The following is a 26,401-nucleotide window of genomic DNA, read 5'->3' as shown; positions in this document are numbered from 1 at the left end:
CTGTACAAGGTGGTCAAGTTTGCCAGCGACATCACTGCACAGGTCAGCACCCAGCAGAGCGCCGCCGATGCGGCCCATGCCAGCTCGGTGCAGACCGATGCCTGCGCGCGCAAGGGTACCGAGGTGGTGCAGCAGACCGTGGCGGTGATCGAGCAGATTTCCCAGGAACTCAATGATGCCGCGCGCAGTATCGACGCGGTGAGCAAGCAATCGGATGTGATCGGGCAGATCGTGCTGACCATCCGCGGTATCGCCGACCAGACCAACCTGCTGGCCTTGAACGCGGCGATTGAGGCGGCCCGGGCCGGTGAGCATGGCCGCGGCTTTGCCGTGGTTGCCGATGAGGTGCGCAGCCTGGCGGCGCGCACCAGCAAGGCGACGCTGGAGATCGTCGATGTGGTGCGGCAGAACCACGACCTGTCGCTGACCGCCGTGGCCAGCATGCAGTCGAGCCTGTCACGTACCGGGCGGGGCGTTGCCCTGGCCAACGAGGCGGGGACGGTCATCATGGAGATCCAGCAGGGTTCCCGCCACGTGGTCGACGCTATCAGCCAGATCAGCTCGACGCTGCAATTGCACTGAGGTTATCGCCCAGCTCCCTCAGCAAGGCCTGCAGGCTCGCTTCCAGCTGCAGGCGCAACGCCTCCGTCGGCAGCCCCTGGGCGTGTGCCTGTTCGATGGCTTCGCAATCCTTGACCACGCCGCGTACCCGCAGCATCTTGGCGCCCCCTTTTATACGGTGGGCAAGGGCGCGCAATGCCTCGTGGTCGCTGACGGGGCCAAGCGCTTGCAGGGCGGCAAGGTCTTGCTGGGCACTGTGTGTCAGTTGTTCGAGCAGGCGCCTGGTCAGCTGCTGGTCATCCTGGGTCAGGTGGCGCAGTTCGTTGAGGTTGAAGCCGCTTGCCTTGGGGGCTGACACCGGCGCGCTGGTTCGCAGGTGTGGCAGGTGAGCCTTCAGTGTGCGCAGCCCGATGGGCTTGAACAGGCAGTCGTCCATGCCGCTTTCCAGGCAGCGTTGACGCTCTTCGGCCTGGGCATTGGCTGTCACTCCGAGAATGCTGCAGGCGGGCTGCCCGCTGGCTTGCTCCAGCTGGCGCAGCCTGCGGGCCAGCTCATGGCCGTCCATCACCGGCATGCTGCAGTCGGTGATGACCAGATCGAATGTGTGCGCTTGCCACAAGGCCAGGGCAATTTCGCCATTTTCGGCCAGCGTCACCTGGTGGCCGAGGCTGTTGAGCTGCTTTTCCAGCAGCATCAGGTTGGCAGGGTAGTCATCGACCACCAGCACATTCAGTTGCCCGCTGACGGCTTCGTCGTCGTCCTGGTTGAGCTCCACCGGTGCGGCTGGCGCGCTCGGTATAAGCTGCAACTGGACGCGCACGCGGGTGCCGACGCCTTCCACGCTTTGCAGGTCGAGCCTGCCGCCCATAAGCTCGGCCAACGTCCGGCTGATCACCAGGCCCAGGCCAGCGCCCTGGCTGGCCCGTGGGCCTGAGGCCTGGGTGAAGGTGTTGAACAGCCGCGCCTGATCCTGGGGGGCAATGCCGATGCCGGTGTCGCTCACGCCCAACTCTATCAGCACGGTTTCGCCTGCCGCCGAGGGTTTGAATGCAAGGCGCGCCACGACGTCGCCACGGTCAGTGAACTTGATGGCATTGCTCAGCAGGTTGGAAAGGATCTGCTTGATCCGCAACGGGTCGGCCAGGACCCAGAGCGGCTCGTCAGGCAGCTCGCTTTGCAGGTGCAGGCCCTTTATCCGTGCATTGCCCTCGAATACCCGCAGCGTGCTGCGTACCAGGTCGACCAGGTCGGTCGCTACGGGCTGGAGGGTCATGTGCCCGGTTTCGATGCGGGATATGTCGAGGATGTCGCCGATCAGCCCGAGCAGGCCGATGGCGGAGTCGTGAGCGGTTTGCAGGACCTGAGTGTCGCAACGGCCAGAGCGGTTGTCATTCAGTGCCAGCTCCAGCAAGCCGATCACCGCGTTCATGGGAGTACGTATCTCATGGCTCATGGTCGCCACGAACGCGCTTTTGGTCTTGCTGGCCTGTTCGGCTTCGTCCTTGGCCTGGCGCAGCTGCTCCAGCAGCCCGCGGCTGAAGGCCAGTTGTGCCTGGAGCGCGCGTTGAGCTTCGGTGCGTTGGTGGATCAACTTGCGCAGGTAGCTGTTCCAGAACACCACGCCCGCCAGCAGCAGGGCTGACAGCACCAGCACTTGCAGTGTCAGTGTGCGGTAGTTGCGCCAAGGGCTGTCACTGACCAAGGTGCTGGTGTGCCAGCGGTTTATCAACTGACCCAGCTCTTCTGGGGGAATACTGATCAGTGCCTTGTCGAGGATGGCCTGCAGTTGCGGCTGGTCAGGTGCCACGGCGAAGGCGGCGGCAGCTGGCTCGTCGTCCATGACACTGGCGATACGCAGTTGCCCCTTGAATACGTGGTTGGTGTAGTACGAGGCATTGATATAGCTGCTATAGGCGACGTCAGCATCGCCATTGGCCACTGCTTCCATCAGGCCAAGGGGGTTGTTGACCATGACCAGTTTCGCATGAGGAAAGCGGCGCATCACTTCGTCGCGCAGGTGGGAGCCATGCAGAAGGGCGATGCGCTGCGTATCGAGGTTTCCAGCTTGCAAGGGCGAGGGCGCCTGAATGCGGGTCACCAGCACTCGTGGGCTGACCAGATAGGGGCGGGTATAGCGCAGCTGCGTCGCGCGTTCTGTGCCATAGCCCAGTGCCCCGATCATCTGTGCCTCTCCGCGTGCAACTTGTTCGACCATCTGCTGCACGGTGTCTCGTTCGATGAATTCGAACTGCAAGCCGGTGCGCAGGGTAATTTGTTTGAGGAGGTCGACGGTAATCCCGTTGATATGCTGTTGGGCGTCGTTGAAGGTCAGCGGGGCAAGGGCGGTATCGACCAGCACGCTTATGGTCGGATGGCGGGCTATCCAGGTCAGCTCTTCGTCTGTCAGTGCCGACAGGTGACGCTCAAGCAACAAGCTGGTATTGCCGCTGCTCCAGCGGCGCAGGATATTCAGGCGCTCGCTTTCGGTGATCCTGGCCATGGCACTGTCGACCAGGCGGTGCAGCCGCACATTGTCATTGGCGAAAGCGAAGGCAAAGCTGGCGGGTGCCACCTGTGAAAAATGGTCGATCTTCATCGTGCCCTGGTAACTCTTGCCAATCAGGTAGTCGGTACTGATGGCATCGCCCAGATAAGCGTCCGCCTCACCCAGCTCGACCGCTGCCAGGCCAGCCAGGGTCGAGCGATAGAGGCTCAGTTGTGCCTTGGGGTAGAGTGCGCGAACGGTCTCGCCCGGCAGATAGTGGTCGACCATTGCCAGGCGCAAGCCGGCCAGGTCCTTGCCCAGCTTCAGGGGGGTGTCCTGACGCGTCACGATCACCGGCAGGTCATCGGCGTAGGGCACGCTGAGGCTGAGCTGGGCATCGGCCGCTTCGAAGCCATTGGAGCTGCCCAGCAAGTCGATCTTGCCTGCGCGCAACGCGGCGATCGCTTCGTGACGGCTGTCGAAGCGCCTGACTTCGATCGGGACGCCCAGTTGTTCGGCGATCAGCCCGGCATAGTCGGCACTGAGGCCTTCATAATCAGCCGGGCTGACGTTGATCTCGAACGGCGGGTAATCTGGCCGGGAACTTCCCAGCAACAAGACGCCGCGCTGGCGCAGCCACTGGCGATCGGCTGCATCCAGTTGCAGGGGGGGGGGCGGCACTGGTGGCGCGTGCCAGCAAATGCCGTGGTTCACTTTCGGCGAAGGCCATGAGCGGGCAGCAGGCCAGGGTGATGAACAGCGTCAGGCAGGCCAGGACACGCTCCATGCTGCCCGGGTGCTCAGTTGACATGGTTGCGTTTGGCCAGATCAACCATTTCCACCAGTGACTCGGTCTTGAGCTTTTCCATGATGCGACCACGGTAGGTGCTGATGGTCTTGGCGCTGAGGTTCATGCAGGCGCCGATGTTCTTGTTGTTTTCACCACGGCTCAGGCGCCGCAGCACTTCCATCTCGCGGTTGGACAGGCTGCTCAGGCGCTCAGGCTCGCTCTCCAGGGTGTTGCTGTTGACCGCCATCTGCGGAAAGGTGGAGTAGCCTTTGATCAGGGCCTTGAGGGCGAACACCACGGCCTCGAGATCCTCGCCTTTGGTGACGAATGCACCGATGCCAGCATCCAGGCAGCGGCGTACGTAAAGATCGGTGGCTTGCCCGGTAAGCACCATGATTTTCGGTGCCGGTTCCTGTTGTTGCAGGCGCTTGATGACCTCCATGCCATCCAGGCCGGGAAGCCCTATGTCCAGCACCACTACATCTGGGCGCAAGTCGCGTACCTTCTGCGCCACTTCACTGCCATTGTCGACTTCGCCGACGATACGAAAGCGCTCACGCTCAAGCAGTATGCGCAAGGAAAAACGGACGATGGCATGATCATCAACGATCAGCACTGTTGTCATGTCACTAACTCCTGTCGGAATGTGGTCGGCCCCCCGAAGCAATCAGGTGACGTCTGCAAGCTTTTTCTGCTGTGCGGCACGATACGACCATTCCGGATCCTAGGTAATGGCGAGTATAGATATGTTGAACAAGCAAGCCGGTATTGTAGAAATTTCCTACAAAAATGCCGTTACAGGCATCGCCAGAGGCGACGATACCTGTGCTGGGGGGAAGGTCAGGCGCAGGTCGGGTGCGGCTTGAGGACGCGCTGGGTCGAGGCGGGATTGTTGCTCAAGGCCTGGCCCACCCGTGTTGGGCGGGCCAGCAGCTGGCCACTGCAATTCGGGCAGCGCCCCTGCAAGCGTCTGTGGGCGCAGTGGCGGCAGAAGGTACATTCGAAAGAGCAGATCATCGCATCAGGGCTATCGCCCGGCAGATCGGCATCACAGCATTCACAATTAGGGCGCAGCTCCAGCATGGGTATCCCTCCGGTCTGGTGGAATGTGCAGTCTGCTCCGCCCTTTGTCGCCGTTGCAATGCTACTCGCCGGGGCGGTACAGGTGAGCGTGGCCGGCGCGGTACAACGCCGACTCGGTGAACGGCGCATCGCCGAGCACATGGCCGACGAGGATCAGTGCGGTGCGTCGAAAGCCCTTGCTGGCAACCTGCTCGACGATATCGGCCAGCGTACCGCGCACCCAGTCCTGATCCGGCCAGGTGGCGCGATGAACCACTGCGATCGGGCAGTCGGGACCGTAGTGGGGCAGCAGTTCTTCGACGATGCGTGGCAGGTGCTTGACCCCGAGGTGAATGGCCAGGGTGCTGCCATGGCGGGCAAGGTCGCCGAGCTGTTCGCCTGCGGGCATGGGGGAGCTGTCGCCGTAGCGGGTGAGGATGACCGTCTGTGCCACTTGCGGCAGGGTCAGTTCACAGCCAAGCAGCGCCGCACTGGCTGCGGTGGCTGTGACCCCGGGGACTATCTGGTAGTCGATGCCCAGTTCGCGCAGGTGGCGGATCTGCTCGCCGATGGCGCCGTACAGGCTTGGGTCGCCACTGTGCACCCGGGCCACGTCATGGCCCTTGGCATGTGCTGCGCGGATGGCGTCGATGATCTGCTCAAGGTGCAGTTCGGCGCTGTTGATGACCGTCTCGGCACGATGGCCTTCGAGCACCGCGGCGGGTACCAGGGAGCCTGCGTAGATGATCACCGGGCACTGGCGGATCAGGCGCTGGCCCTTGACCGTGATCAGTTCCGGGTCGCCGGGGCCGGCGCCGATGAAGTAGACCGTCATGGCAAATCCTTGAATAGGTGAAAGAGGCGATTATCGGCTGCAGGCCAATGCCAGGGTAGCGGGGCCGAGCACTTGCCGGGTCACCTTGAGTATGGCGCTTGCGTGACTGAGGCTGGCCAGGGCCAGTGCCGCGCTCTCGGCCACGCCCCAGCAGCCGCTGTGGGCGTAGGCAACTGGGGAGCGGTGGCTGAGTTGTGGCTCGAACGCCTGCAGTTGCTCGGCATCGAAAACCAGCAAAGGCAGGGCGTGACGTGCTGCAAGTTGTTGCAGGCCTGGCTCATCGGCCTTGCCGGCGATGCTGGCAAGGCCGTTAAGCGCTGAGGCGTTCAGGCCATGACGCTGCAGCACTTCATGCAACAAGGTATCGAGAACCTCCACCGGGCAGCCCCGGCGGCAACCGAAGCCGGCGTACAACGCCGGCAGGGTTGGGTCGATGGCCATCAGGCGTGGCTGGAGCGGCGATACAGCCAGGCGCTGAGCAGGCCCAGGGCCACCCAAAACGCCGCGTTGGTCAGCCAGGAAGCGATCTTGAACTGATTTTCCAGCGCTTGCGGGGCCAGGCTTTCGTGGACCTCCGGCTGTGGCGCGCCGATCACGTGGGGTACTACCAGCAATACCGCGCCCAGTGCCTTGAGCAACCCATGGCGGGCGAACACCAGCAATGCCAGGCCGAGTGCGGTGGCGGCTGCGGTGCCGATCCACCAGCTCTGGCGCTGACCGAGGTCGGCGGCGGCAGTGCCTGGCAGCTCTGGCGGCAAGCCCAGGGTCGGTGCCAGGCAGAACACGGCAAAGCCGGCCAGCCCCCACAGCGCACCGGTGCTGGTACGGCCCGGTTCACGCAGGCTGTAGAGGGCGGTGAGGATCAAGGCGAAGCCGACGGCGACCACCAGATTGCCGCCGGTGGTCGACAGGATGCGCTGCCAGCCATCCTCCGGCGACCAGGCTTCTTCGCTGTGGCTGTGGCCGGCGCTGGCTTCTTCGCCGTGGCTGTGGTGCTCGGCTGCGGGGGCGGCCGATTCGTAGGTTTCCGCCTGGAGGATCAGCGGTGCGACCCAGAAGCTTTGCAGCAGGGTCAGCAACAGGGCGGCGAGCAGGCCGCTGAACCCGGCAGTGCGGGCGATACGCTTGATCATGGCAGCCTCAGTGGCAAGGGAAGGCAGCGCTGTGGCGGGTGTCGTGCGCGGCGTTGTGCACGGCTTCGATATGCGAGAAGCCGGCAAAGTAGACCAGGCACAGGCCGAGCAGGCTGGCGCCGACGGCGATGACCATGCGCTGGCTGAGGGATACGGGGGTGGCGATGCTGTGTTTGGCGCTGGTGATGGGCATGACGCGATCCTCTGCTTTGCTTTTTGTAAGGGCAATGGGACAGGCGCGACAGCCCCGGGTGCGAGGCGCCCGAGGGAATGCGACAGCGCCCGCCCACCGCGGGGTGTTCATGTACGCCAGGCCGGTCTCCGGGCTTGCGAGGAGGAGCAGGGCTCCTTGAAAAGCATCACCTTCCCATGCCGAACTGCGTGGCACAGTGGTCTGGATGCTTCGCTCGCTTACCGTTGCGGGGGCAGCACCGGATTTGCCTGGCCCTGGCGAGGGCCTGTGACGCACCGATTTCCCGTTTCACCCCCAGCGGGGGCACCTGACGCAAGGCGTAAGGAGAGCACGCGGCGCGAATGGCGTCAAATGCAATACGCCCAACAGATACGCTGCCTGCTCCTGCTCCTGCTCCTGCTCCTGCTCCTGCTCCTGCTGCTCTGCTTTTGCTTTGGCTTCTAAGCGCGCGGTAGTTCAGGCGACGCAGATTGCGACTTCAGGAGGCCGAACGCAGGTCTTGCGGAGGGAGGTGACGGGCATGGATGCCCGTCAAGCGCTGGGCCCCAGGATGGGGCCTGCAGCGCGGTCCTCCCGGGAGCAAGGCCGGAGTGAGGGGACCCCGGAGCGGAGCGCAGGGGCCGGATGATGGGAGCGAGGGGTTTTTGGTTACTTTTTGCCCCGTCAAAAAGTGACCCGCCGTAAGGGCGGAAAGGTGACTGTGCGCCACCATCGCAAATGAATGCGCTCCTGATCTAAAAGCTAAAAGCTAAAAGCTAAAAGCTAAAAGCTAAAAGCTAAAAGCTAAAAGCTAAAAGCTAAAAGCTAAAAGCTAAAAGCTAAAAGCTAAAAGCTAAAAGCTAAAAGCTAAAAGCTAAAAGCTAAAAGTTCGACTGCGATGGTTTTGACAGTCCCAAGCACATTCATTTGCGATGGCGACGCACAGTCACCTTTCCGCCCTTACGGCGGGTCACTTTTTGTCAAACGCGACAAAAAGTAACCAAAAAACGCTGGCTCCCATCATCCGGCCCCTGCGCTGCGCTCCGGGGTCCCCTCGCTCCGGCGCCTTCCGGGCCCGCGCGGCCTACGACTTGCTGCGCAAGTCTACATCTCGCGCCTTCGGCTGCGCCGAAGGGGTGCTTCGCACCCTGGCCCTCCAGACGCCTGCGCTCGGCCTCCTGAAGTCGCATTCGACGTTTGCTGAACTACCGCGCGCTTAGAAGCAAGAGCAGAGCAAAAGCAAACTCAAAAGCAAGAGCAGAGCAAAAGCTGATCGGTGTTTTGTCGTAGGCGGGGTGGCAACAGTTGACCACCCGCCACCCCCCGCGTAGCCTTGCGACTTCGAGGTTCTTCGGCCATGCCGAAGCTAAGACGGGAACGCGGTACAAGCCGCGGCTGCCCCCGCAACTGTAGGCACCGACAATGGATCGACACAGCCACTGCGCCAGCGCGCGGGAAGGCGTCATCCCCCTGGTTGCTTCCTTGTGAAGAACTGGAACGGTGCAAGCCAGGAGACCTGCCTCGAGACGATTTCGACTTTCAACCGGGCGGGGTGATCCGGTGGCGAACGAGCCCGGCTGGTCTGGCCCGCGGCTTTCGTCCCGTGTGCCCGCGCCAACCTGCCAAGGGCAACGCGACATGAAAACACTGGCCAAGCTCCCCGTCACCATCGTTACCGGCTTCCTCGGCTCGGGCAAGACCACCTTGCTGCGCCACATGCTCGACAACGCCCACGGCCGCCGCATCGCGGTCATCGTCAACGAATTCGGCGAGCTTGGCATCGACGGCGAAATCCTCAAGCAATGCAGCATCGGCTGCACCGAGGAAGAAGCCAGCGGCCGCGTCTATGAACTGGCCAACGGCTGCCTGTGCTGCACCGTGCAGGAGGAGTTCTTCCCGGTAATGCGCGAACTGGTCGCACGCCGCGGCGACCTTGATCACATCCTCATCGAAACCAGCGGCCTGGCACTGCCCAAACCACTGGTGCAAGCCTTCCAGTGGCCGGAAATCCGCAATGCCTGCACCGTTGACGCGGTCATTACCGTGGTCGACAGCCCGGCCGTGGCCGCCGGCACCTTCGCCGCCTACCCAGAGCAGGTCGACGCGCAACGTAAGCTCGACCCCAACCTGGACCACGAATCGCCGCTGCATGAGCTGTTCGCCGATCAGCTGGCCAGCGCCGACCTGGTGGTGCTGAACAAGGCTGACCTGATCGACGCCGAAGGCCTGGCCAAGGTCCGTGCCGAAGTGGCCGAGGAGCTGCCGCCTGCGGTCAAGGTGATCGAAGCCAGCAGCGGCCGGCTGCCCCTGGACGTGCTTCTGGGCGTTGGCGCAGAGTCCGAGGTGCACATTGATGGCCGCCGCACCCACCACGATTCCCACCATGACGGCGATGATCATGACGATCATGACCACGACGCCTTCGACTCGATCTCCATCGACCTGCCCGAAGCCGACGAAAGCCTGCTGCTCGACGCCCTGACCCAGTTGGTAGTGGAGTTCGGCATCTTGCGCGCCAAAGGCTTTGCGGCCATCCCTGGCAAACCGATGCGCCTGCTGGTGCAGGGCGTGGGCACCCGTTTCGACAAACACTTCGACCGCGCCTGGCGCGCCGACGAGCCACGCATCACCCGCCTTGTGCTGATTGGCCAGGACCTCGATGCCGTGCAACTGGAAGCGCGCCTGCGCCAGGCCCTGGGCGCCTGACCCATGCACCTGCTGCGGACCCAGCCCGGCGGCTTCGTGCCGGACGACAGCATTGCCGACCTCGGCCAGACACCCGCCGAGCTGGTGATCCTCTGCAGCGGCGATTCGCACCTGGCATTGCTCGCCGAAACGGCCGAGCAACTGCCAGACGATTTCCCCAGCCTGCGCCTGGCCAACCCGATGCAGGTGCAGAACCATGCCTCGGTCGACCTGTATGTCGACGAGGTGCTGCGCCATGCCAAGGTAATCCTGGTGTCGCTGCACGGCGGCGTTGGCTACTGGCGCTATGGCGTCGAGCAGCTGGTCGAGCTGGCGGCAAGGGGCGTGCAACTGATCCTGGTGCCCGGCGATGACCGCCCGGACCCGGAGCTGACCGGCCTGGGCACGGTCATCGGCGAGCCGGCCGAGCGGCTCTGGCACTACCTGCGCCAGGGCGGCAAAAGCAATGCCGTCAACCTGTTCAAATGCCTGGCCAACCAGTGGCTGGGGCGCGATTACCGTTGGGACGAACCGCAGCCTTTGCCGCGGACTTCGGTGTATCACCCAGGCAAGCCCGGCGCGCAGCTCGAAGACTGGTACAGCCAGTGGAACGCCGAATACCCGGTGGCCCCGTTGCTGTTTTATCGCTCGCACCTGCAGGCCGCCAACACTGCGTTCATCGACGTCTTCTGCGAGCGCTTGCAGGCGGCCGGCCTCAACCCATTGCCCATCGCGGTGGCCAGCCTCAAGGAAAGTGCCTGCCTGGAGCAGGTCGAAGCCTGGCTGGACGAAGTAGGCGCCGAGGTGTTGATCAACACCACAGGTTTTGCCTTGTCCAGCCCGGAGCGCCCCAACCTGCGGCCGTTCCGTCGTGATATCCCGGTGTTGCAGGCCATCTGCGCGCAGGACAACCAACCCGGTTGGGAAGCCAGCGAGCAGGGCCTCGGTGCCCGCGACCTGGCCATGCACATCGCCTTGCCGGAACTGGACGGGCGCATCATCACTCGCCCAGTGAGCTTCAAGGACATGGCCTGGCGCAGCGAGCGCAGCCAGTCAGACGTGGTCTGTTACCGCGCTCACCCCGAACGCATGGACTTCGTCGCCGAACTGGCGCGCCGCTGGGTCGAACTGGCGCGCCTGCCCAATGGGCAAAAGCGTGTAGCCCTGGTGCTGGCCAACTACCCGACCCGCGATGGCCGCATCGGCAACGGCGTTGGCCTGGACACCCCGGCTGCCGCCCTGAACATCCTCCAGGCACTGCAGGCCGAGGGCTATCCGCTGGCCACGCTGCCAGCTAGCGGTACGCAGTTGATTCACCAATTGCTCGGCGGTGTCACCAACGATCTCGAACACCTCGACCAGCGCCCCTGCGCCCAGAGCCTGAGCCTGGCGGACTACCAGGCGGCGTTCGAACGCTTGCCCGAGGCCAACCGCCAAGCCGTGCTGGAGCGTTGGGGGCCGCCCGAAAAGGACCCGATGTACCGCCAAGGCCGCCTGATGGTGGCCGGGCTGCGCTTTGGCATGACCTTCGTCGGCATCCAACCTGCGCGTGGCTATCAGGTCGATCCCAGCGCGGTGTACCACGACCCCGACCTGGTGCCGCCGCATGGCTACCTGGCGTTTCACTTCTGGCTGCGCCATGCCTTTGCCGCCGATGCCGTCATCCACGTCGGCAAGCACGGCAACCTCGAGTGGCTGCCTGGCAAGGGCGTCGGCCTGTCCGAGCAATGCTGGCCTGACGCGTTGCTCGGCCCGCTGCCGAATATCTACCCGTTCATCGTCAATGACCCGGGCGAGGGCGCCCAGGCCAAGCGCCGGACCCAGGCGGTGATCATCGATCACCTGATGCCGCCGCTGACCCGCGCCGAAACCTATGGCCCCCTGCGTCATCTGGAACAGCTGGCGGACGAGTTCTACGAAGCCCAGCTGCTTGACCCGCGCCGCGCACGTGAACTGCAACGCGACATTCTTGAGCTGGTCAAGGCCAACCACATCGACCGTGAGTTGCAGCTGGAAGGCCAGCTGGACGATGCTGCAGTGTGGCTGCCACGCCTGGACACCTACCTGTGCGACCTCAAGGAATCGCAGATTCGCGATGGCCTGCATGTATTTGGCCAGTCGCCGCAGGCACGTCTGCGCATCGATACCTTGCTGGCTTTGCTGCGGGTGGAACGTGGCGATGGCCGCGGCGGCAACGCCAGCTTGTTGCGCACGCTGGCCAAGGCACTGGTGCTAGGCTTCGATCCCCTCGATTGCGACCTCGGCGAGGCTTGGTCAGGCCCGCGCCCAGCACTGCTGCAGGCGGTGGACGAAGGTGCCTGGCGCACCTGTGGCGATACCCGCGAGCGCCTTGAGTTGCTTGCGCTGCGCATCATCGAACAAGCATTGCAGGGGCTTGTGCAGTTGCCCGGCGAGCCTGAGTGGCAGCCGGTGCACGACGTGATAAAAGCCCTGTGCGAGCAGGTCGCACCGGACCTGGATGCCTGCGGCGCTGCAGAGATCAATGGCCTGCTTGCCGCGCTGGCCGGGCGTTTCGTGCCGGCCGGCCCCAGCGGTGCACCTAGCCGTGGTCGCCTGGATGTATTGCCCACCGGGCGCAACTTCTACACCGTGGATGTGCGCAACCTGCCGACCACCACGGCCTGGCGCCTGGGGTTCGCTTCGGCCAACCTGATCCTGGAGCGGCACCTGCAGGACCACGGCGACCATCTGCGCCAGCTGGGCCTGTCGGTGTGGGGCACGGCGACCATGCGCACGGGGGGCGACGACATTGCCCAGGCCATGGCGTTGATGGGCGTGCGCCCGGTGTGGGCAACCGGCAGTCAGCGTGTCGACGACTTCGAGATCTTGCCGTTGAGCCTGCTCGACCGCCCGCGAGTGGACGTGACACTGCGTGTATCGGGCTTCTTCCGCGATGCCTTCGGCAACCTGATCCGCCTGTTCGATGCCGCAGTTCAGGCGGTGGCGGCCCTAGACGAGCCCGCCGACCTCAACCCCCTGGCCGCCCGGGTGCGTAACGAACGCGCCAGCCTGCAGGCACAGGGCGTGGATGCCGAGCAGGCGGCGCGTCAGGCCGGCTGGCGAGTGTTCGGGGCCAAACCTGGCGCCTACGGGGCCGGCGTACAGAACGCCATCGATGGCCGCCTGTGGCACAGCCGCGACGACCTCGCCGAGGTGTACCTCAACCACGGTGGCTACGCCTACGGTGCCAGCGATGAGGGCACCCCGGCACGCGCCCAGTTCGCCCGGCGCCTGGGCCAGGTGCAGGCGGTGTTGCAGAACCAGGACAACCACGAGCACGACCTGCTCGACTCCAACGATTACTATCAGTTCCAGGGCGGCATGCTGGCGGCTTCGGAGACCTTGTCCGGTGCGGCGGTGGCCAGTTACCACGGTGACCACAGCCAGGTCGACCGGCCGCGGATCCGCACCTTGAAGGAAGAGCTGAATCGCGTGATACGTGCCCGTGCCCTGAACCCGAAATGGATCGACGGGGCGAAACGCCACGGCTACAAGGGCGCCTTCGAGTTGGCCGCGACTGTCGACAACCTGTTCGCTTTCGACGCCACCACGCACCTGATCGACGACCATCATTACCAGTCGCTGGCCGATGCCTATGTGCTCGACCCGGCGACCCGCGACTTCATGCGCGAGCACAACCCCGAGGCCCTGCGCGACCTCACCGAACGCTTGCTGGAGGCCCAGCAGCGCGGGCTCTGGGAAGCCCCCGGTGACTACCGCGAGGCGCTTGAGGAGCAGTTGCTCGACGGAGAGGAACAGGCTTGAAATGAGTGAACCCGTACAATTTCCGCTGGCTGCCGTGGTCGGTGCCGAGGACCTCAAGCTGGCCCTGTGCCTGACCGCTATCGACCCGAAGATCGGTGGCGTGCTCATCGAGGGCCCGCGCGGCATGGCCAAGAGCACCCTGGCCCGCGGCCTGGCCGACCTGCTGGGCGAGGGGCCATTCGTGACCTTGCCGCTGGGGGCAAGTGAAGAGCGCCTGGTCGGCACGCTGGACCTGGATGCCGCACTCGGCCAGGGCAAGGCGCAGTTTTCCCCAGGTGTGCTGGCCCAGGCCGACGGCGGCGTGCTGTATGTCGATGAAGTCAACCTGCTGCCCGACACCTTGGTCGACCTGTTGCTGGATGTGGCCGCCAGTGGCACCAACCGCATCGAACGTGACGGCATTTCCCATCGACACAGTGCCCGTTTCGTCCTGATCGGTACCATGAACCCCGAAGAAGGCGAGTTGCGCCCGCAGTTGCTCGACCGCTTTGGCCTGAACGTAGTGCTCGAAGGCCTGCCGGCTCCGCAGGCGCGTCAGCAGATCATTCGCCGACGGCTGGCCTTCGATAGCGACCCGCAGGCGTTCTGTGAACAGTGGGCCAGCGCCCAGGCACAGCTGCGAGAGCGCTGCCAGGCCGCGCGTCAGGGCCTGGCAGCAATCGCACTGGACGATCAGGCCCTGGCTTGGATTACCGAGCGTTGCTTTGCTGCCGGTGTCGATGGTTTGCGTGCCGACCTGGTCTGGCTGCGCGCCGCCCGAGCCCATTGTGCCTGGCGCGGTGGGCAGGCGATCGAAGAAGGCGATGTCGATGCCGTGGCAGAGTTCGCCTTGCGCCATCGTCGGCGTACGGCGCCTGATGCGCCGGCCACTGCGCCGCCGGGCGCGGCTGATGGCCGCGAAAGCCAGGGCGAGGGCGGGCAGGGTGACTGGGGCGCGCTGCCCGCGCAGCCTGTGAGCAGCGGCGCGCGGCGAGAGGTACCGAACTGGGCAAAAAAGCCCTGAGCATCCGTCAGTCTGGCATGAGGGTGGCGGATGCCATGCCCCGTGCCGGAAAACTGGCGGGTGCCAGCCGTGGCCGCGCCCGTGCGGCCTCCACTGGCCGGGTGGCATGGCTGCCGACTTTGCTAAAAGGGCGCCCCACGTTGCGCCAGGACCTTTGCTGGCAGCAGCGCCAGGCCCAGGCCAATGAATTGTGGTTGGTGATCGTTGACGCCTCGGCTTCGACGCGGCGCCATCAGGCCCTGGCGCAGTGCAAGGGCTTGCTGGCCGAGCTGTTCGACCAGGCCTATCGGCAACGCGCCCGTCTTGCCCTGCTGACCGCCAGCGGTGGCGTACCGCAATGGCAGCGTCATGGCCTCAAGGCATCGGCAAGCCTGCAGCCTTGGTTGCAGGCCTTGGGCGCTGGCGGCGGCACGCCTTTGATCGCAGCGCTTGAACAGGCGCGGCGCTGGCTGCAGGCCCGGCACAAAGCACATCCTCACGAGTTGCAGCGTTGCCTGGTGTTTACCGATGGTCGCCTGCAACGTTGGCAGGCTGTGCAACCCATGCCCTGTACCACCGTTCTGGTAGACATGGAATTGGCGCCAGTGCGCCTGGGGCGAGCACAACAGTTGGCCACGGAGCTACAGGCCGAGTATCAGCATCTTGAGCAATTCAAGGTAAAGAAGTAAGGGCGGCGGGAAGTGCTGGTGCGACACTTTGTCACAATAAGAAAGTTGCCAGGCAAAACCATTGCAAAGTTATTCAAGTGCGTGCCTGGCACGCACTTGCAGGGAAGCTGCAATATTACTTCGGCATCGACCAAGGCTGCAGGTCATACCCTTTCTGGCACAGTTCGGCACGCACTTCCTCGATCAGGTTGGCCCATTGCGCAGGGTCCGAATAGATACGCGACGATACTTGCTTGCTGCCGATACGGGTGCTGGTCCGGTCGATGACCGCCAGGCTCAGTTCACCGGTGCCGTTGGGCGCATCCCAGGCCACGCACTGGAAGGGCTCGAAAGCGTGGTCGGCAATCAGCAGTGCTTCGTTGACACGGAGCGGGGCATTCATGGTTCGGTCTCTCTATGGTCCCAAACATCGAAATAAGGTCCGCGTAACTGCTACGTCGCTTCAAGTCTTATCGCGATCCGCAGCGCGGGGTTATTCGTACTGATGCTCCAAGTTAGGGGTGGAGTCACACAGGTAATGTAAATTTTTTGCGGGTTACAGATTTTTTGTTTCCCTGCGCCGCCTGTGACGCCAATAAATCTGGAAAATTCCCGAGCGGGTTCGGCCGGATAAAACCCGGCAGACAGACGGTCGTGAGCAGCGTCAAGTTCGTTGCTACTGTTAATTCGGCGCCGCAACTTACTGTTTTCTCGTAAAAAACCAACAATTGGCGCCAAGGAACGGTCATGCACGAGACTGCCGCTCTTCGTCGCTTGCTCATCGTCGACCCCTGCGACGATTGCCACCGTCTGTTACCCGGCCTGGAGAGTGCCGGCTGGGAAGTTCACAGCTGTAGCCTGGACCTGGCCCTGGAGCACCGATGCGATATAGGCGTGTTGCGCCTGCAGGCCTCGCACCTGCGCCATCCGGATGCGGTCAAGGACATGATCAAGCGCAGCAATACCGAGTGGATCGCCGTGATCAATGCCGAGCAGCTGCGCATGCAGAATGTCGGTGACTTTGTCTGCGAGTGGTTTTTCGACTTTCATACCTTGCCGTTCGACTTTTCCCGCGTGCTGGTGACGCTTGGGCGGGCTTTTGGTATGGCCCGCCTGCGCGGCAAGGGCGCGGTGAGGGTAGATGGGCTGGAACACGAACTGTTGGGTGACAGCCGGCCGATCCTGGAATTGCGCAAATTGCTCGGCAAACTGGCACCGACCGAGTCCCCGGTGCTCATTCGTGGTGAGAGCGGCACGGGCAAGGAGTTGGTGGCGCGCACGTTGCACCGGCAATCACAGCGCAGCGAAATGCCGTTCGTCGCTATCAATTGCGGGGCGATACCTGAAAACCTGATCCAGTCCGAGCTGTTCGGGCATGAGAAAGGGGCGTTTACCGGTGCCCACCAGCGCAAGGTCGGGCGTATCGAGGCGGCCCATGGCGGGACCTTGTTCCTCGATGAAATTGGCGACCTGCCCCTGGAGTTGCAGGCTAACTTGCTGCGTTTCCTGCAAGAAAAGCACATCGAGCGGGTGGGTGGCAGCCAGCCGATACCGGTCGACGTGCGGGTACTGGCGGCAACCCATATGGACCTGGAAAAAGCCATCGAGCATGGGCGCTTTCGTGAAGACCTATACTACCGGCTCAACGTGCTGCAGGTTGTCACCGCGCCACTGCGTGACCGGCATGGCGACCTGTCGATGCTGGCCAACCACTTTTCGCATTTCTATAGCCTGGAAACAGGCCGCAGGCCGCGGTCATTCAGTGATCACGCGCTGGCAGCGATGGGGCGCCACAACTGGCCAGGCAATGTGCGTGAGCTGGCCAACCGGGTAAGGCGCGGGCTGGTGCTGGCCGAAGGGCGCCAGATCGAGGCCCAGGACCTTGGCCTGCAGGGCCTGGAGCAGGAAGATCAGCCCCTGGGCACCCTGGAAGACTACAAGCACCGGGCCGAACGCCAGGCGCTGTGCGATGTACTAGACCGGCACAGTAACAACATGAGCATTGCCGCGAAGGTGCTTGGGGTATCGCGGCCGACGTTCTACCGGCTGCTGCACAAGCACCAGATTCGCTGATCAGCTGGATTGGGCGATATGCCCGTCAGACAAGTCTTCCAGCGGTTCTTCTTCGCCGGGTAGCGCGGTAATCACGCTGAAATCACTGACCTCGACTTCGCCGCCGCCATAACCGAGCAGGTGGAAGGAAAACGCCTTGCGCAGGGTCGGGTTATCGAAGCCGAATTCCATTTCCAGCGGTTTGTCGGTAGTTACCTGGATCTCCTCGGGCAACCCCAGTGGCACATCCTGCTCCAGCTCCTTGGCCTTGAGCTGGATATAGGCGGCGTGCTGAGGGTCCAGCGCACGCACCTTGACCCGTACACGCGTGTGCGAGCCCTCGGGCATTTCCAGGTACTGCGCGCCGATCAGGTTGTCGGCCCAGTCGTCGCGGATGCGTGCCTGCAATTGGATGGCGGACGGGCCGCCGAACTGGTATCGCAGGTTGAGCGGGGTTTGCAGCAAGGACTGGTCGAGCACGCCGGCCAGCGCGCCGATCTGAGCGCCGAGGTTGCTGTCGCCGGTGCCGAGGTACCTGGCCTGGTCGGCGATGAAGCCTGGGCTGTCGTAGCGGCGGCAGCGCTGCTGGAAATCGCATTCGGTGAACACGCCCTTGCCATCGTGGTAGCGCAGCATGCCGTTGGTATAGGAAATCATCTCACGGCCGCTGTCGTAATCGCGGTACAGCGAGCGCCCGCCGAGGGCGAGCGGGATTGGCAGGGCAAAATAGTCGAGCAGGGAAGTGGCCAGGTCGATGTGGCCGTAGGTCCCGTGCTTGATGTGTGGCAGTTGTGCCTGCTCAGGCGCCAGGGTCAGGTTGAAGCCCCAGGACGAGGCCAGGCGCACGCCATCGATACCGTGGGATTCATCCGAGGTCACCACCACCAGCGTGTCCTTGAGCACGCCCTGGCGTTCGAGGTTGTCGAGGAATGCGCCGATCGCATCATCAAGGTAGGCGACTGCCGCTTGCTTGGCGGTGTCGTAACGCTGCAGGTAATCATCCGGGGCGGAGTAGGGCTGGTGGGTGCCCACGGTCAGCAAGGTGAGCATCCAGGGGCGGTCCTGCTGGCGCAACTGACCAACATAATCCAGCGCCCCTTCGAAGAACGCCCGATCATCCTTGCCCCATGGGAACTCCAGGTAGTTCTTGTTGCTGAACCACTCAAGCCCGTTGACCGAGTCGAAGCCGATATGCGGCATGATCCGGTCCTTGGCCATGAAGCGCAGGCCTGCGCCTTGCAAGTAGTGGGTGCTGAAGCCGGCCTGGCGCAGTTGTGCCGGCAGGCAAGCCTGGTTGCGCTGCTGCTGGGTGAGCAGCTCGACTCCCTTTGGCGTACCGTTGGCCAGCTTGTCGTAGTCACCGCACAGCATCGCGTACAGGCCACGGATGGTCTGGTGCGTGTGCAACACGTAATCCGGGGTGTTCATGCCACGCTCGGCCCATTGGCTGAGCTTTGGCATCAGGTCTTCGTCGAAACGGCTGTGCAAGGCCTGGCGGTTAGGGCGCACATAGGCGCCAGGGATGCCCTCCAGGGTGATGACCAGCAGGTTGCGCGCGCGGCCTGGTGCCGCCAGCAGTTTTTGCCCGCTCAGGTCATGCTGGGTCAGGCCTGCACTTGGCAGCGGCGTGACCGTGGGCGCCTGGCCCGCCCAGTGCTGGACGTGACGTTGCAGGTCGCCGGCGGCGGCAGACAGCAACTGATGGGACAGGTTGTACTGGCGCCATTGGTCGGCGTCGCTGGGTGCCAGGTGCTGGCTGCCCCAGTGTGCAGCGAACAGCAGCGCCGGGATGGCCCAGACCTTGCGCGCAAGCTTTGCGCCGGGTTGCCTGCGACTGCGCCAGGCGCTGCCCAGCCAGACCAGCAGGCCACCCGCCAGCAACGCCGGCAGCCAGGCATGGGCCAGGCCGCCACCGGTCGAGTTCTCCATGAACTGCGGGTCGAACAGATAACCCAGGTCGGCGCTGTTCGGCAACCTGCCAACGGCGCTGACCAGTTCGGCCGAAGCCACCCACAGTGAGGCCCAGGCCAGCAGCACCGGCAGCGCCAGCCACCATGGGCGGCGCTGCAACAGCAGCACCAGCAGGCTGCCCAGTGCCAGGTCAGACAGGTAGCCATACGGGCTGGACCAACCCAGCAGGGCGCGCATGACCAGGGGGATCACCAGCACCAGTGTTGCCAGGGCGAGAAGCCGGGTGCGTGGTGGGCCTTGCAGGTTCTTCACGAAAACTTTCCTTTTTGCCATGAAATCGTCACACATTTGTGCGCGATGATAACAGGCCGATATCAGGAAAGCCGTTGGCTACAAGGTTGGTAACCAATTGGGGGCGCGTTGCGCCCCCGGCTGTCAGAAGTAATACGGGAATTTCAGGCTGAAGGAAAAGTCCGGCGCATCATCTGTCAGGCCAATCGACAAGTTCGGCACGATCGTCAGGTTGTTGGAGGCTGCAAAGGTCAGGCCGACGTTGAAGTTGGCCGCGTTGTAGTCGCTGTTGGTGATCGATTGCCAATCGCTTCCGTCGGGCTTGATCTTGCTCTTGCGGGCGAACTGGTCGGTAACCGAGAACGACATACTCATTTTTTCGTTGAGTGCAAAGGCAATACCACCGCCGATCTGCCAGGAGTCACCGAGCTTCACGTCACCCGGCACCTTGGTGTTCACCTGCGGGCTGATGTCGCTGAACGAGTCCTGCATGTTGTAGGTGTACGACAGGCTGCCGAACAGCACGGCCGGGTCGAAGGTCTTGACCAGCGAGATGCCCGGGGTGATGGCCCACACACCGTTGCCGGTCGGCAGGTCCTCAGGCACCGACAGGTTGTCGTTGCCCGCCACTTGTTGCAGCTTGATGCCGTAAGGGTCCTTGCCGGTTGGCGCTTTCACGCGCAAGGTGGCAACGGCATCCGGCCAGTTCTCCGACTCGTCGATGAACTTGTAGGCGATGCCGAAGTTGACATCGCCGATGGTTGGGTCGCGGGTGACCGACGCGTCGGACGTGGTCCCGGCGGCCCCGCCCGCGCCACCGGACGAGTAGGTGGAATCGCGGTAGACGATGGGCACGTTGATGTCGAACTGCCAACGCTGGTCGACGTTGTAGCGTGCCGTCAGGTCCAGGGTCCAGTTGTCCGCCTTGATGCGGTCGATGTTGATGTTGCCGAGGAAGATCGAGTCCAGCGCCAGGAAGCCGTTGAGCACCAGGGCGCGGGTGTCGTAGTGGGTGTAGGTGAGCCCGGTTTCGACGCTGAACTTGCCGCCACCGAAGAAGCCGCTCGCTTCGTCATACAGGTTGGACACGCTCTGCGCCGGTTCCGAGTTGTCCTGCAGCGACTGCCCATAGGAGCTGCCATTGCTGCCCGGCGTGCCGGTAGCCACGGTCTGGCCACCTTTTACCCCCTCCGCCGGGGACTTGGTCAGGCGCTTGGGTGCCGGCTGTGCGGGGGCCTCCTCGACCTGCTTGAGCCGTTGTTCCAGCACCATCAATGCGTTCTGTTGGGCTTCGTAGCGCTGTTTCAGCGCAATCAATTCCTGTTTGAGTGCTTCGACCTGAGGGTCGGTTGCCGCCTGTAGCAGAGTGGCCGGGGCCAGTGTTGTAATGCAAACGATAGCTCTGAACGTCAACAAACGGTGCATGGATTAGCCGTCCCTTCTGACTACTTTACGATGAGACTTGAGCGTAGATCAGTATCCGAGATTGCGAATGCCTTTAAGCTGTTCGAGATTGGCGCTAACCGAGCCGGCCATTGGTGCGTTGTCACGCAGCACCACATTCAGTGATGTCAGGTTGCTCACCCGGTTGCTTGCGCCGAGCAGGGTGGTGTTCTGCATCAGTCCGCCTTGGCCCAGGGTTTGCATGGAGTTGCCCTGATTGCCGTTGGCGACGATATTCATCTGCACGCCAGCGCTCGTCGACGACACGCTCATCGAGCCCGCGCCATTGCTCCCCACCAGGGTTGAGCCTGCCGCCAGGGCCTGGCCCTGCGGCTGACCGGTTGGCGCTTCGTTGCCCTTGGTGACATTGATGTCGACGTTGTTGTTGGCTGCGTTGAAGTCGCCGGCAGCACGTACCACCTGGGTCACGCCCTGGGTCGTGTTGAGGCCGCTGCCGCCAGTGACGGTACCGGTCCCGGTGCTGCTGGTCTGCGCGCTGCCAGTGCCTTTCTCATCGATCATCGAGACATAGAACTGTGGCTTGATGGTCGACTGCTGGATCTGCATCGCAGACGTTGCGCCAATCACTTCGCCGTTGGCGTTCTGCCAGCTGCTGGTCATGACGATGCCAAAGCTCACAATCCGCCCAGGCATCACGTAGCGCCCGCGCAGGTTGGCCAGATCCTGGTCCTTCAATTCGATCGGTTTGAACGTTTCTGCCTGGGTCGGCAGGCTGGCGGCCAGGCAAACCACTGCCAACCAGAGGGAAGTCTTCATGGGGTGCTCCCGGAGCGTCTCGCCCTACTTCATTGAAAGAAGGTCATTAGAAGAAGTCGCTTTGAATGAAACCGAAGTCCATCAATTCCGCATCCTGAACCGGGGTGAAGTTGCTGATACGGTTCTTGGCGCTCAGGGGTAGCGGCGGGTCCAGCAGGATATTGTTCTTGTCATAACCCTGGCCGATCACGGCGAAGATGATGCCGTTCCAGCCCTTGACGAAGTCATCGAGCTTGAAGCGTTTGTGGCCCAGCACCGGGTCACCGATGTAGACCCAGTCTCTGTCGACTTTCTGCATCACCACGAAGTGCTTGTAGCCGCGGATGTCCATCAGCACTACTACCGGAATGCGGATGCTGTGCAGCGTGTCTGGGGCTACCTTGTAACCGCGTGCACGCATGCCCAGGCTTTCCACATATTTCTTCATGTCGAGCATGGAGAACCCTTGGGTACGTACCAGGTCCTCGTTGGCGTGGGCGAGCATGCCCTCGATTACCTGGTGCTCATCCACGTCCAGCCAGTAGGCCTGGCGCAGGATGGTCGCCAGCGATGCCGCGCCACAGCTGAAATCGGTTTTCTGCTGTACCAGGTCGGCGAACTTGCGTTCGCGAATACTCTGGATCGGCTTGTAGATCACTGCACCACCTGGCAGCACGGACAACGGCATCTGCGACGCTTCGCTGACACTGGCGATGCACAGCAGAAATGCCAAGGCGATAATGCGCATGTTCGACGCCCCCTGCCTTTTTCTTGTTAGAAAGAGGCTCCCCGTAGGGAGCCTCCAGGCCGCAACAGTTACATCGAGGTGTTGGAGATGGCCAGCGAGTTGCTTTGCTGGTTGCCCACACCTGCCGCCACGTTCACGCCCAGGTTGCCGCTGCCACCGTTCACCGAGCCACTCAGGGTGGCGGTGTTGGTCACAGGGTTGGCCCAGCCGGTCGGGGTCAGCACTTGGAACGACACGGTGTTGCTCAGGGCATACTCGCTAGACTCGCTGAAGCTCTTCGAGATGCTGTCCGACGATTGCGAAGCTTTTTCGCCGGCTTTCTCGTAGGCCGAGGCATTGGCTTTTTCCCATGCCGATGCATCGGCCTTCTCGTAGGACGTATCGCGAGCCTTGTCATAGGACGAGTCATGGCTACGGTCATACGAAGAGTCATAGGCCTTGTCGAAGGACGAGCTGAGCGACTTGTCGAACGACGAGTTATTGGCCGACTGATGCGACTTGTCGACCGATGCATCCAGCGATGCACTGAGCGATGCGTCGAAGTCGCTGCTGCGCGAGCGAGTGAAGTTGCCGAAGGTTTGCGACGACGATGCGCTGCCATTGGCGCTGGCATCGAGCGATGCGCTAACCGTGGTGTTGGACGACGAGCTGTGGTTGTTGCTGGCGTTTCCGTTGGCAGCATAGTTGTTCGAACCACTGGCGCTCATGCTGTTGCTGCCACTGGAGTTGCTGCTGTTGGAGCCGCTGGCGGTCATGCTGGTAGAACCACTGGCGCTGCTGCTTTTGCTGCCGCTGGCGCTGCTGCTGTTGCTACCCGACGCGCTGTAGCTCGAGCTCGAGCTCTTGTCGACGCTGGCGTCGAAAGCACCGCTGCGCGAGGCCGAACCGCTCGAGGAGGTGGTGAAGGTCAACGTGTCAACCCGGTAGGTGCGGTCGGCAGAGTTGTTCACCTGCAGGCCAGGGCCGTCCTGGTTGGCCGAAGCAGTGGCGGAGGAGTTACCGATAGGTGCGGCGTTGTTGGCGATGGCCATGCTGTTTTTCTGCTGGTTGAGATCGCCGCCAGCTACGTTGATACCAAGGTTGCCGCTGCTGCCCTGGGCCGAGCCGCTCATGACGGCAGAGCTTTGGGTGGACCAGTTGTTGACCTTGTTGTTGTTGCTGCGTTGGGTGATCTCGGCAGTGGCAGTGGAGGTGCCAAAGACGAAGCTGTTGTCGATCGCGGCGTTGTCGGACGAGGTGTTGGCGATAGCCGACGCGTTGGCCTGCTGGTTGCCGTTACCGGCCGCCACGTTGACGCCCACGTTGCCACTGGCGCCAGTGCCGGAGCTGCTCATCTCGGCGGCGTTGACGGTGCCTTGGTTGTTGATGGTGTTGCCGGTGCTTCTTTGGCCGTCATTGGCTTTGGCAGTGGCATCGGTCAGTACCGCGCGAGCCGGTGGTGTGTGGTTGTTGTGGTGGTCGTGACCACGACGATCGTTTTGCTCCGCTTGTGCAGCAACAGCCATGACCGCAGCAATTGCGAAAACCAGAGGCTTGATTGCCATCGAGGGTTTCATGGTGTTTCTCCGTCTTTAGGTTAAGTGTTGTTCTTACCTGTTACCTGCAGGGTCAGTTCGCGACCCGTACGCTCAGGGTGTTTGCCGTCTGGTTGCCCACCCCGGCGCTCTGATTCAGCTGGATGACCCCGCGGCTACCGGTGAATGCCTGGTCACCGGTGGTGACGTGGCGATAGCCGGGTGAGGTATCAGATGGATCGGAGCTGTTGATCAGCGCCACGTTCTGTTGCAGAAGGACGCTGTCATCGATGCTTTGCGGTTGTGTACTGATGCTGATGCGCAGGGCGTTGGCCTGCTGGGTCGCCGCGCCCGCACTCTGGTTGACGCCCAGTGCGCCGCTGCCATGGCTGAAGGCATTGCCCTGGATGCTGGCGCTGGCGCCCATGTTGGGGTCGACAATGGACAGTTGGCGTTGGCGGATCTGTGTGGTTGCAGCGGCTTCGTGGCCCGTGGCGATTGCCCGGGCGTTAGCTTGTTGCTGGCCATCGCCAGCGGCCTGGTTGACGCTGAAGTTGCCTTGGTACTGCGCGCCGGAACTGTCGATGTTGGCGTCGTTGATCACCGGAACCGGCGATTGCGCCAGCGCCGTGGCACTGCTCAACAGCGCCAGGATAAACAGCGTCTGCCTCATCTCATTTGCCTCCCGTGAGGATCTGCAGTGGGGCAAGACCGCGCTGGACGCTCGAGTTGACCATGTTGGCAATGCCGTTGCCTGAACCTGTGCCACGGCCGGCAGCCTGATTGGTCAGCTGCGTCTGATTGCCGATGGCGCCGCCAAGGTTGTCGGTCTGCTGGGTGATCAGCGAGGAAATGCCGGTACCGCTGGTGATGCTGGCAAAGTCGCCATCACTCAGTTCGTTGGTCTGCCTGAGTACTTGCGCGGAGGGGTTGGCATTGGCGGTGGTGGGGTAAGGGTCGGGCGCCAGGGGCGCTCGAATGGCCATGCGCGGTTGCACATCGCGGGTGATCACGATGATGCCGTTGTCGGCGTGTACGGGCAGCGCCGAACCCAGTGCACAACCGACCAGCAACAGGCGAAAAATGCCTCTGTCCAGTTTCCCCATGACGGCTACTCCTTCTTTGGGCGCTGGTCTTGTTCAGCGTTGCGAAGGAGAAGAGCGAAAGCCGTGCCGTTTTTTGATAGTTCTTGTAAATCAGGGGGTTGAACGCATTGCCTGAACTAACCGTGAATTTGCTGTATCAGTGTTGAGACATATTTTCAGTGAATCGGCGTTTGGCCCGGCATTTGCGTTACCCCAAGGGGCTTTTCAACGAATGTTTCACAGCCTTGACACTGCCCCCGCAATTGGTTGGAAGCCCGCAAATACGGGGGCTTGGCTTCACCCGGGTGTGTCATGGGGTTAACACTCGGTGGGACAGTAAGGGGTTTTCCCTTCCAACAGTCGTTGTACTGCAAGCAGGGCGGTTGCGCTGCGTTGCGGCCAGTCACCTTCGATGACCTGCATGGTTTGCCCATGGTGCTGCAGCCACAGGCGGCTGTCTTCGAAAAACACTTGGCGGTCGGTAATGTCTGGCTGGCTGCGCTGGCCATCGGCGACCCAGCCCACCCCTTGCGGGCTGAGCAGCAGGTGCAAGTCGTAACGACGGGCAAGCAAAGCCTGTTCCAACCAGGGCGGGCAAGCGTCGAACAGGGCGCGGCTCCACAGCATGTTGCTGAGCAGGTGGGTATCGAGGATCAGCAGTTCAGGTGCCTGCTGGCGGGCCTGGTCCTCCCAGGCCAGCTGGCCGCGGGCGATGGTGGGGACATCGGCATAGCAGGTGTCGCGGCATTCCTGGTCGATGAAGTGGCGCACGTATTCACCTACCACGATACCGCCGAAATGCGCCTGGATTTCACCGCTTAGCCAGCTCTTGCCGCTGGACTCCGGGCCGCACAGGACCAGGACCTTCATGCTTGCACCAAAGCTGGGTCACGGCGCCATTCCAGCCAGCCGCGCACCGCGATCAGGGTCAACACGGCAAAGAAGCCGGCCGTGAAGTACAGCTGCTGGTGCAGGTACTGGCCGACATAGACTACATCCACCACGACCCAAAGCGGCCAGCATTGCACACGCTTCTGCGCCATCCACAGTTGCGCGACCAGGCTGAAGCCGGTCAGCGTGGCATCCAGCCAGGGCAGGGCAGCATCGGTCCAGCTGGCCATCGCTGCACCCAGCGCCACGCTCAGCACCAGCCCGGCCGCCAACCCGCCGAACAGCGACCGGGTTGGCAGGCGCGAGACCTGGCGAGCGTCTTCGACCCGGTCCGGGCGCTTCCACTGCCACCAGCCATATAACTGCAGTACGGCGTAGGCCAGCTGCAGCAACATGCCCGAGTAAAGCTTCACCTCGTAGAACAGCCAGCCATAGATAAGCACCATGACCAGGCCGATCGGCCAGCACCAGGCGTTCTGTTTGACGGTGAGCCACACGGCGGTGACGCCGAGCACGGCGGCGATGAGTTCGAGGCCGGACATCGGCGATCC

Annotated in this window: 23 protein-coding genes, 1 pseudogene and 2 riboswitches; of the genes and pseudogenes, 6 read left to right on the top strand and 18 right to left on the bottom strand. The window is 62.9% G+C overall.

Annotated elements, in window-relative coordinates; translation table 11 throughout:
- Window positions 1–9 precede the first annotated feature (9 nt).
- Window positions 10–582: a methyl-accepting chemotaxis protein gene (locus BUQ73_RS28975; protein WP_416171826.1), complete on the top strand. Its 573-nt coding sequence runs from the start codon at window positions 10–12 to the stop codon at window positions 580–582.
- Here BUQ73_RS28975 and BUQ73_RS13260 read toward each other — a convergent pair.
- The 7 genes and pseudogenes from BUQ73_RS13260 to BUQ73_RS13230 all read right to left on the bottom strand — a co-directional run bounded on the left by BUQ73_RS13260 (window position 557) and on the right by BUQ73_RS13230 (window position 7,059).
- Window positions 557–3,833 (bottom strand): annotated as a pseudogene (locus BUQ73_RS13260) (transporter substrate-binding domain-containing protein). The gene BUQ73_RS28975 and the pseudogene BUQ73_RS13260 sit on opposite strands and share 26 nt — an antisense overlap.
- A gap of 13 nt (window positions 3,834–3,846) precedes the next feature.
- The gene (locus tag BUQ73_RS13255; protein WP_079228339.1) at window positions 3,847–4,461 is read right to left on the bottom strand and encodes a response regulator transcription factor; all 615 of its coding nucleotides are present in this window, start codon (window positions 4,459–4,461) and stop codon (window positions 3,847–3,849) included.
- 215 nt (window positions 4,462–4,676) lie between these two features.
- On the bottom strand, window positions 4,677–4,919 hold the full coding sequence (locus BUQ73_RS13250; protein WP_079228338.1) for a DUF1272 domain-containing protein: 243 nt from the start codon (window positions 4,917–4,919) through the stop codon (window positions 4,677–4,679).
- Window positions 4,920–4,980: 61 nt separating this feature from the next.
- Complete coding sequence (gene cobM, locus BUQ73_RS13245; protein ID WP_079228337.1) at window positions 4,981–5,733, bottom strand: precorrin-4 C(11)-methyltransferase; 753 nt, start codon at window positions 5,731–5,733, stop codon at window positions 4,981–4,983.
- 30 nt (window positions 5,734–5,763) lie between these two features.
- Window positions 5,764–6,156, bottom strand: coding sequence for a cobalamin biosynthesis protein (locus BUQ73_RS13240; protein WP_079230551.1), 393 nt, complete (start codon window positions 6,154–6,156; stop codon window positions 5,764–5,766).
- Window positions 6,157–6,173: 17 nt separating this feature from the next.
- Window positions 6,174–6,866 carry a CbtA family protein gene (locus BUQ73_RS13235; RefSeq protein WP_079228336.1) on the bottom strand — a complete coding sequence of 231 codons (693 nt, stop codon included), beginning with the start codon at window positions 6,864–6,866 and terminating at the stop codon, window positions 6,174–6,176.
- Window positions 6,867–6,873: 7 nt separating this feature from the next.
- Entirely contained in the window at window positions 6,874–7,059 is a 186-nt protein-coding gene (locus BUQ73_RS13230) for a CbtB domain-containing protein (protein WP_027919011.1), read from the bottom strand.
- A 101-nt stretch (window positions 7,060–7,160) separates the two neighbouring features.
- Window positions 7,161–7,385: riboswitch (cobalamin riboswitch) on the bottom strand.
- 980 nt (window positions 7,386–8,365) lie between these two features.
- Window positions 8,366–8,577: riboswitch (cobalamin riboswitch) on the top strand.
- Window positions 8,578–8,676: 99 nt separating this feature from the next.
- Between BUQ73_RS13230 and cobW the strand changes: the two genes are divergently transcribed.
- Genes cobW through BUQ73_RS13205 form a run of 4 tightly spaced genes read left to right on the top strand, consistent with a single transcriptional unit; the run spans window position 8,677 to window position 15,180 of the window.
- Complete coding sequence (gene cobW / locus BUQ73_RS13220) at window positions 8,677–9,744, top strand: cobalamin biosynthesis protein CobW (protein WP_060484743.1); 1,068 nt, start codon at window positions 8,677–8,679, stop codon at window positions 9,742–9,744.
- Window positions 9,745–9,747: 3 nt separating this feature from the next.
- The gene (cobN, locus tag BUQ73_RS13215; RefSeq protein ID WP_079228335.1) at window positions 9,748–13,509 is read left to right on the top strand and encodes a cobaltochelatase subunit CobN; all 3,762 of its coding nucleotides are present in this window, start codon (window positions 9,748–9,750) and stop codon (window positions 13,507–13,509) included.
- A gap of 1 nt (window position 13,510) precedes the next feature.
- Window positions 13,511–14,512 carry an ATP-binding protein gene (locus BUQ73_RS13210; RefSeq protein WP_079228334.1) on the top strand — a complete coding sequence of 334 codons (1,002 nt, stop codon included), beginning with the start codon at window positions 13,511–13,513 and terminating at the stop codon, window positions 14,510–14,512.
- Window positions 14,513–14,547: 35 nt separating this feature from the next.
- Window positions 14,548–15,180: a vWA domain-containing protein gene (locus tag BUQ73_RS13205; protein ID WP_079228333.1), complete on the top strand. Its 633-nt coding sequence runs from the start codon at window positions 14,548–14,550 to the stop codon at window positions 15,178–15,180.
- A 115-nt stretch (window positions 15,181–15,295) separates the two neighbouring features.
- Here the strand turns inward: BUQ73_RS13205 and BUQ73_RS13200 are convergent, their stop codons facing one another.
- Together BUQ73_RS13200 and BUQ73_RS28030 are read right to left on the bottom strand one after the other, a co-directional pair.
- Entirely contained in the window at window positions 15,296–15,562 is a 267-nt protein-coding gene (locus tag BUQ73_RS13200) for a hypothetical protein (protein WP_079228332.1), read from the bottom strand.
- 124 nt (window positions 15,563–15,686) lie between these two features.
- A complete protein-coding gene (locus BUQ73_RS28030) occupies window positions 15,687–15,908 on the bottom strand; it encodes a hypothetical protein (protein ID WP_152031553.1) in 222 nt (73 codons plus the stop codon).
- On the opposite strand from BUQ73_RS28030, the gene BUQ73_RS13195 reads away from it, so the two are divergent.
- Entirely contained in the window at window positions 15,907–17,232 is a 1,326-nt protein-coding gene (locus BUQ73_RS13195; protein WP_079228331.1) for a sigma-54 dependent transcriptional regulator, read from the top strand. The genes BUQ73_RS28030 and BUQ73_RS13195 overlap by 2 nt on opposite strands.
- Here the strand turns inward: BUQ73_RS13195 and BUQ73_RS13190 are convergent, their stop codons facing one another.
- The 9 genes from BUQ73_RS13190 to pnuC form a co-directional block, all read right to left on the bottom strand.
- Window positions 17,233–19,434 (bottom strand): LTA synthase family protein, encoded by a 2,202-nt coding sequence (locus tag BUQ73_RS13190; RefSeq protein ID WP_079228330.1) that lies wholly within the window; start codon window positions 19,432–19,434, stop codon window positions 17,233–17,235. It lies immediately after the preceding gene.
- Between the two features lie 123 nt (window positions 19,435–19,557).
- Window positions 19,558–20,838 carry a hypothetical protein gene (locus BUQ73_RS13185; protein ID WP_079228329.1) on the bottom strand — a complete coding sequence of 427 codons (1,281 nt, stop codon included), beginning with the start codon at window positions 20,836–20,838 and terminating at the stop codon, window positions 19,558–19,560.
- Between the two features lie 48 nt (window positions 20,839–20,886).
- Window positions 20,887–21,633: a hypothetical protein gene (locus tag BUQ73_RS13180; RefSeq protein WP_079228328.1), complete on the bottom strand. Its 747-nt coding sequence runs from the start codon at window positions 21,631–21,633 to the stop codon at window positions 20,887–20,889.
- A 46-nt stretch (window positions 21,634–21,679) separates the two neighbouring features.
- A complete protein-coding gene (locus BUQ73_RS13175) occupies window positions 21,680–22,360 on the bottom strand; it encodes a C39 family peptidase (protein WP_079228327.1) in 681 nt (226 codons plus the stop codon).
- A 68-nt stretch (window positions 22,361–22,428) separates the two neighbouring features.
- A complete protein-coding gene (locus BUQ73_RS13170; RefSeq protein WP_079228326.1) occupies window positions 22,429–23,916 on the bottom strand; it encodes a heme utilization protein in 1,488 nt (495 codons plus the stop codon).
- Window positions 23,917–23,968: 52 nt separating this feature from the next.
- Complete coding sequence (locus BUQ73_RS13165) at window positions 23,969–24,547, bottom strand: adhesin (RefSeq protein WP_079228325.1); 579 nt, start codon at window positions 24,545–24,547, stop codon at window positions 23,969–23,971.
- Window position 24,548: 1 nt separating this feature from the next.
- The gene (locus BUQ73_RS13160) at window positions 24,549–24,980 is read right to left on the bottom strand and encodes a hypothetical protein (RefSeq protein WP_079228324.1); all 432 of its coding nucleotides are present in this window, start codon (window positions 24,978–24,980) and stop codon (window positions 24,549–24,551) included.
- Between the two features lie 297 nt (window positions 24,981–25,277).
- Complete coding sequence (locus BUQ73_RS13155; protein ID WP_079228323.1) at window positions 25,278–25,829, bottom strand: AAA family ATPase; 552 nt, start codon at window positions 25,827–25,829, stop codon at window positions 25,278–25,280.
- Window positions 25,826–26,392 carry a nicotinamide riboside transporter PnuC gene (gene pnuC / locus BUQ73_RS13150; RefSeq protein ID WP_079228322.1) on the bottom strand — a complete coding sequence of 189 codons (567 nt, stop codon included), beginning with the start codon at window positions 26,390–26,392 and terminating at the stop codon, window positions 25,826–25,828. Before pnuC ends, BUQ73_RS13155 begins: the two co-directional genes overlap by 4 nt.
- Between the last annotated feature and the right edge of the window lie 9 nt (window positions 26,393–26,401).

Origin of the sequence: Pseudomonas putida, from assembly GCF_002025705.1 — a bacterium.
Classification (GTDB): Bacteria; Pseudomonadota; Gammaproteobacteria; order Pseudomonadales; family Pseudomonadaceae; genus Aquipseudomonas; species Aquipseudomonas putida_J.
The sequence above is the reverse complement of the archived record's forward strand: the minus strand, read 5'-3'. Positions and strand labels throughout refer to the sequence as shown.

Excerpts from the sequence above, each read along its gene's own strand:
- BUQ73_RS13255 (WP_079228339.1), bottom strand. The coding sequence starts at position 4,461 with ATGACAACAGTGCTGATCGTTGATGATCATGCCATCGTCCGTTTTTCC.
- BUQ73_RS13250 (WP_079228338.1), bottom strand. The coding sequence starts at position 4,919 with ATGCTGGAGCTGCGCCCTAATTGTGAATGCTGTGATGCCGATCTGCCG.
- cobM (WP_079228337.1), bottom strand. The coding sequence starts at position 5,733 with ATGACGGTCTACTTCATCGGCGCCGGCCCCGGCGACCCGGAACTGATC.
- BUQ73_RS13235 (WP_079228336.1), bottom strand. The coding sequence starts at position 6,866 with ATGATCAAGCGTATCGCCCGCACTGCCGGGTTCAGCGGCCTGCTCGCC.
- BUQ73_RS13230 (WP_027919011.1), bottom strand. The coding sequence starts at position 7,059 with ATGCCCATCACCAGCGCCAAACACAGCATCGCCACCCCCGTATCCCTC.
- cobW (WP_060484743.1), top strand. The coding sequence starts at position 8,677 with ATGAAAACACTGGCCAAGCTCCCCGTCACCATCGTTACCGGCTTCCTC.
- cobN (WP_079228335.1), top strand. The coding sequence starts at position 9,748 with ATGCACCTGCTGCGGACCCAGCCCGGCGGCTTCGTGCCGGACGACAGC.
- BUQ73_RS13210 (WP_079228334.1), top strand. The coding sequence starts at position 13,511 with ATGAGTGAACCCGTACAATTTCCGCTGGCTGCCGTGGTCGGTGCCGAG.
- BUQ73_RS13205 (WP_079228333.1), top strand. The coding sequence starts at position 14,548 with ATGCCCCGTGCCGGAAAACTGGCGGGTGCCAGCCGTGGCCGCGCCCGT.
- BUQ73_RS13200 (WP_079228332.1), bottom strand. The coding sequence starts at position 15,562 with ATGAATGCCCCGCTCCGTGTCAACGAAGCACTGCTGATTGCCGACCAC.
- BUQ73_RS13195 (WP_079228331.1), top strand. The coding sequence starts at position 15,907 with ATGCACGAGACTGCCGCTCTTCGTCGCTTGCTCATCGTCGACCCCTGC.
- BUQ73_RS28030 (WP_152031553.1), bottom strand. The coding sequence starts at position 15,908 with ATGACCGTTCCTTGGCGCCAATTGTTGGTTTTTTACGAGAAAACAGTA.
- BUQ73_RS13185 (WP_079228329.1), bottom strand. The coding sequence starts at position 20,838 with ATGCACCGTTTGTTGACGTTCAGAGCTATCGTTTGCATTACAACACTG.
- BUQ73_RS13180 (WP_079228328.1), bottom strand. The coding sequence starts at position 21,633 with ATGAAGACTTCCCTCTGGTTGGCAGTGGTTTGCCTGGCCGCCAGCCTG.
- BUQ73_RS13175 (WP_079228327.1), bottom strand. The coding sequence starts at position 22,360 with ATGCGCATTATCGCCTTGGCATTTCTGCTGTGCATCGCCAGTGTCAGC.
- BUQ73_RS13170 (WP_079228326.1), bottom strand. The coding sequence starts at position 23,916 with ATGAAACCCTCGATGGCAATCAAGCCTCTGGTTTTCGCAATTGCTGCG.
- BUQ73_RS13165 (WP_079228325.1), bottom strand. The coding sequence starts at position 24,547 with ATGAGGCAGACGCTGTTTATCCTGGCGCTGTTGAGCAGTGCCACGGCG.
- BUQ73_RS13160 (WP_079228324.1), bottom strand. The coding sequence starts at position 24,980 with ATGGGGAAACTGGACAGAGGCATTTTTCGCCTGTTGCTGGTCGGTTGT.
- BUQ73_RS13155 (WP_079228323.1), bottom strand. The coding sequence starts at position 25,829 with ATGAAGGTCCTGGTCCTGTGCGGCCCGGAGTCCAGCGGCAAGAGCTGG.
- pnuC (WP_079228322.1), bottom strand. The coding sequence starts at position 26,392 with ATGTCCGGCCTCGAACTCATCGCCGCCGTGCTCGGCGTCACCGCCGTG.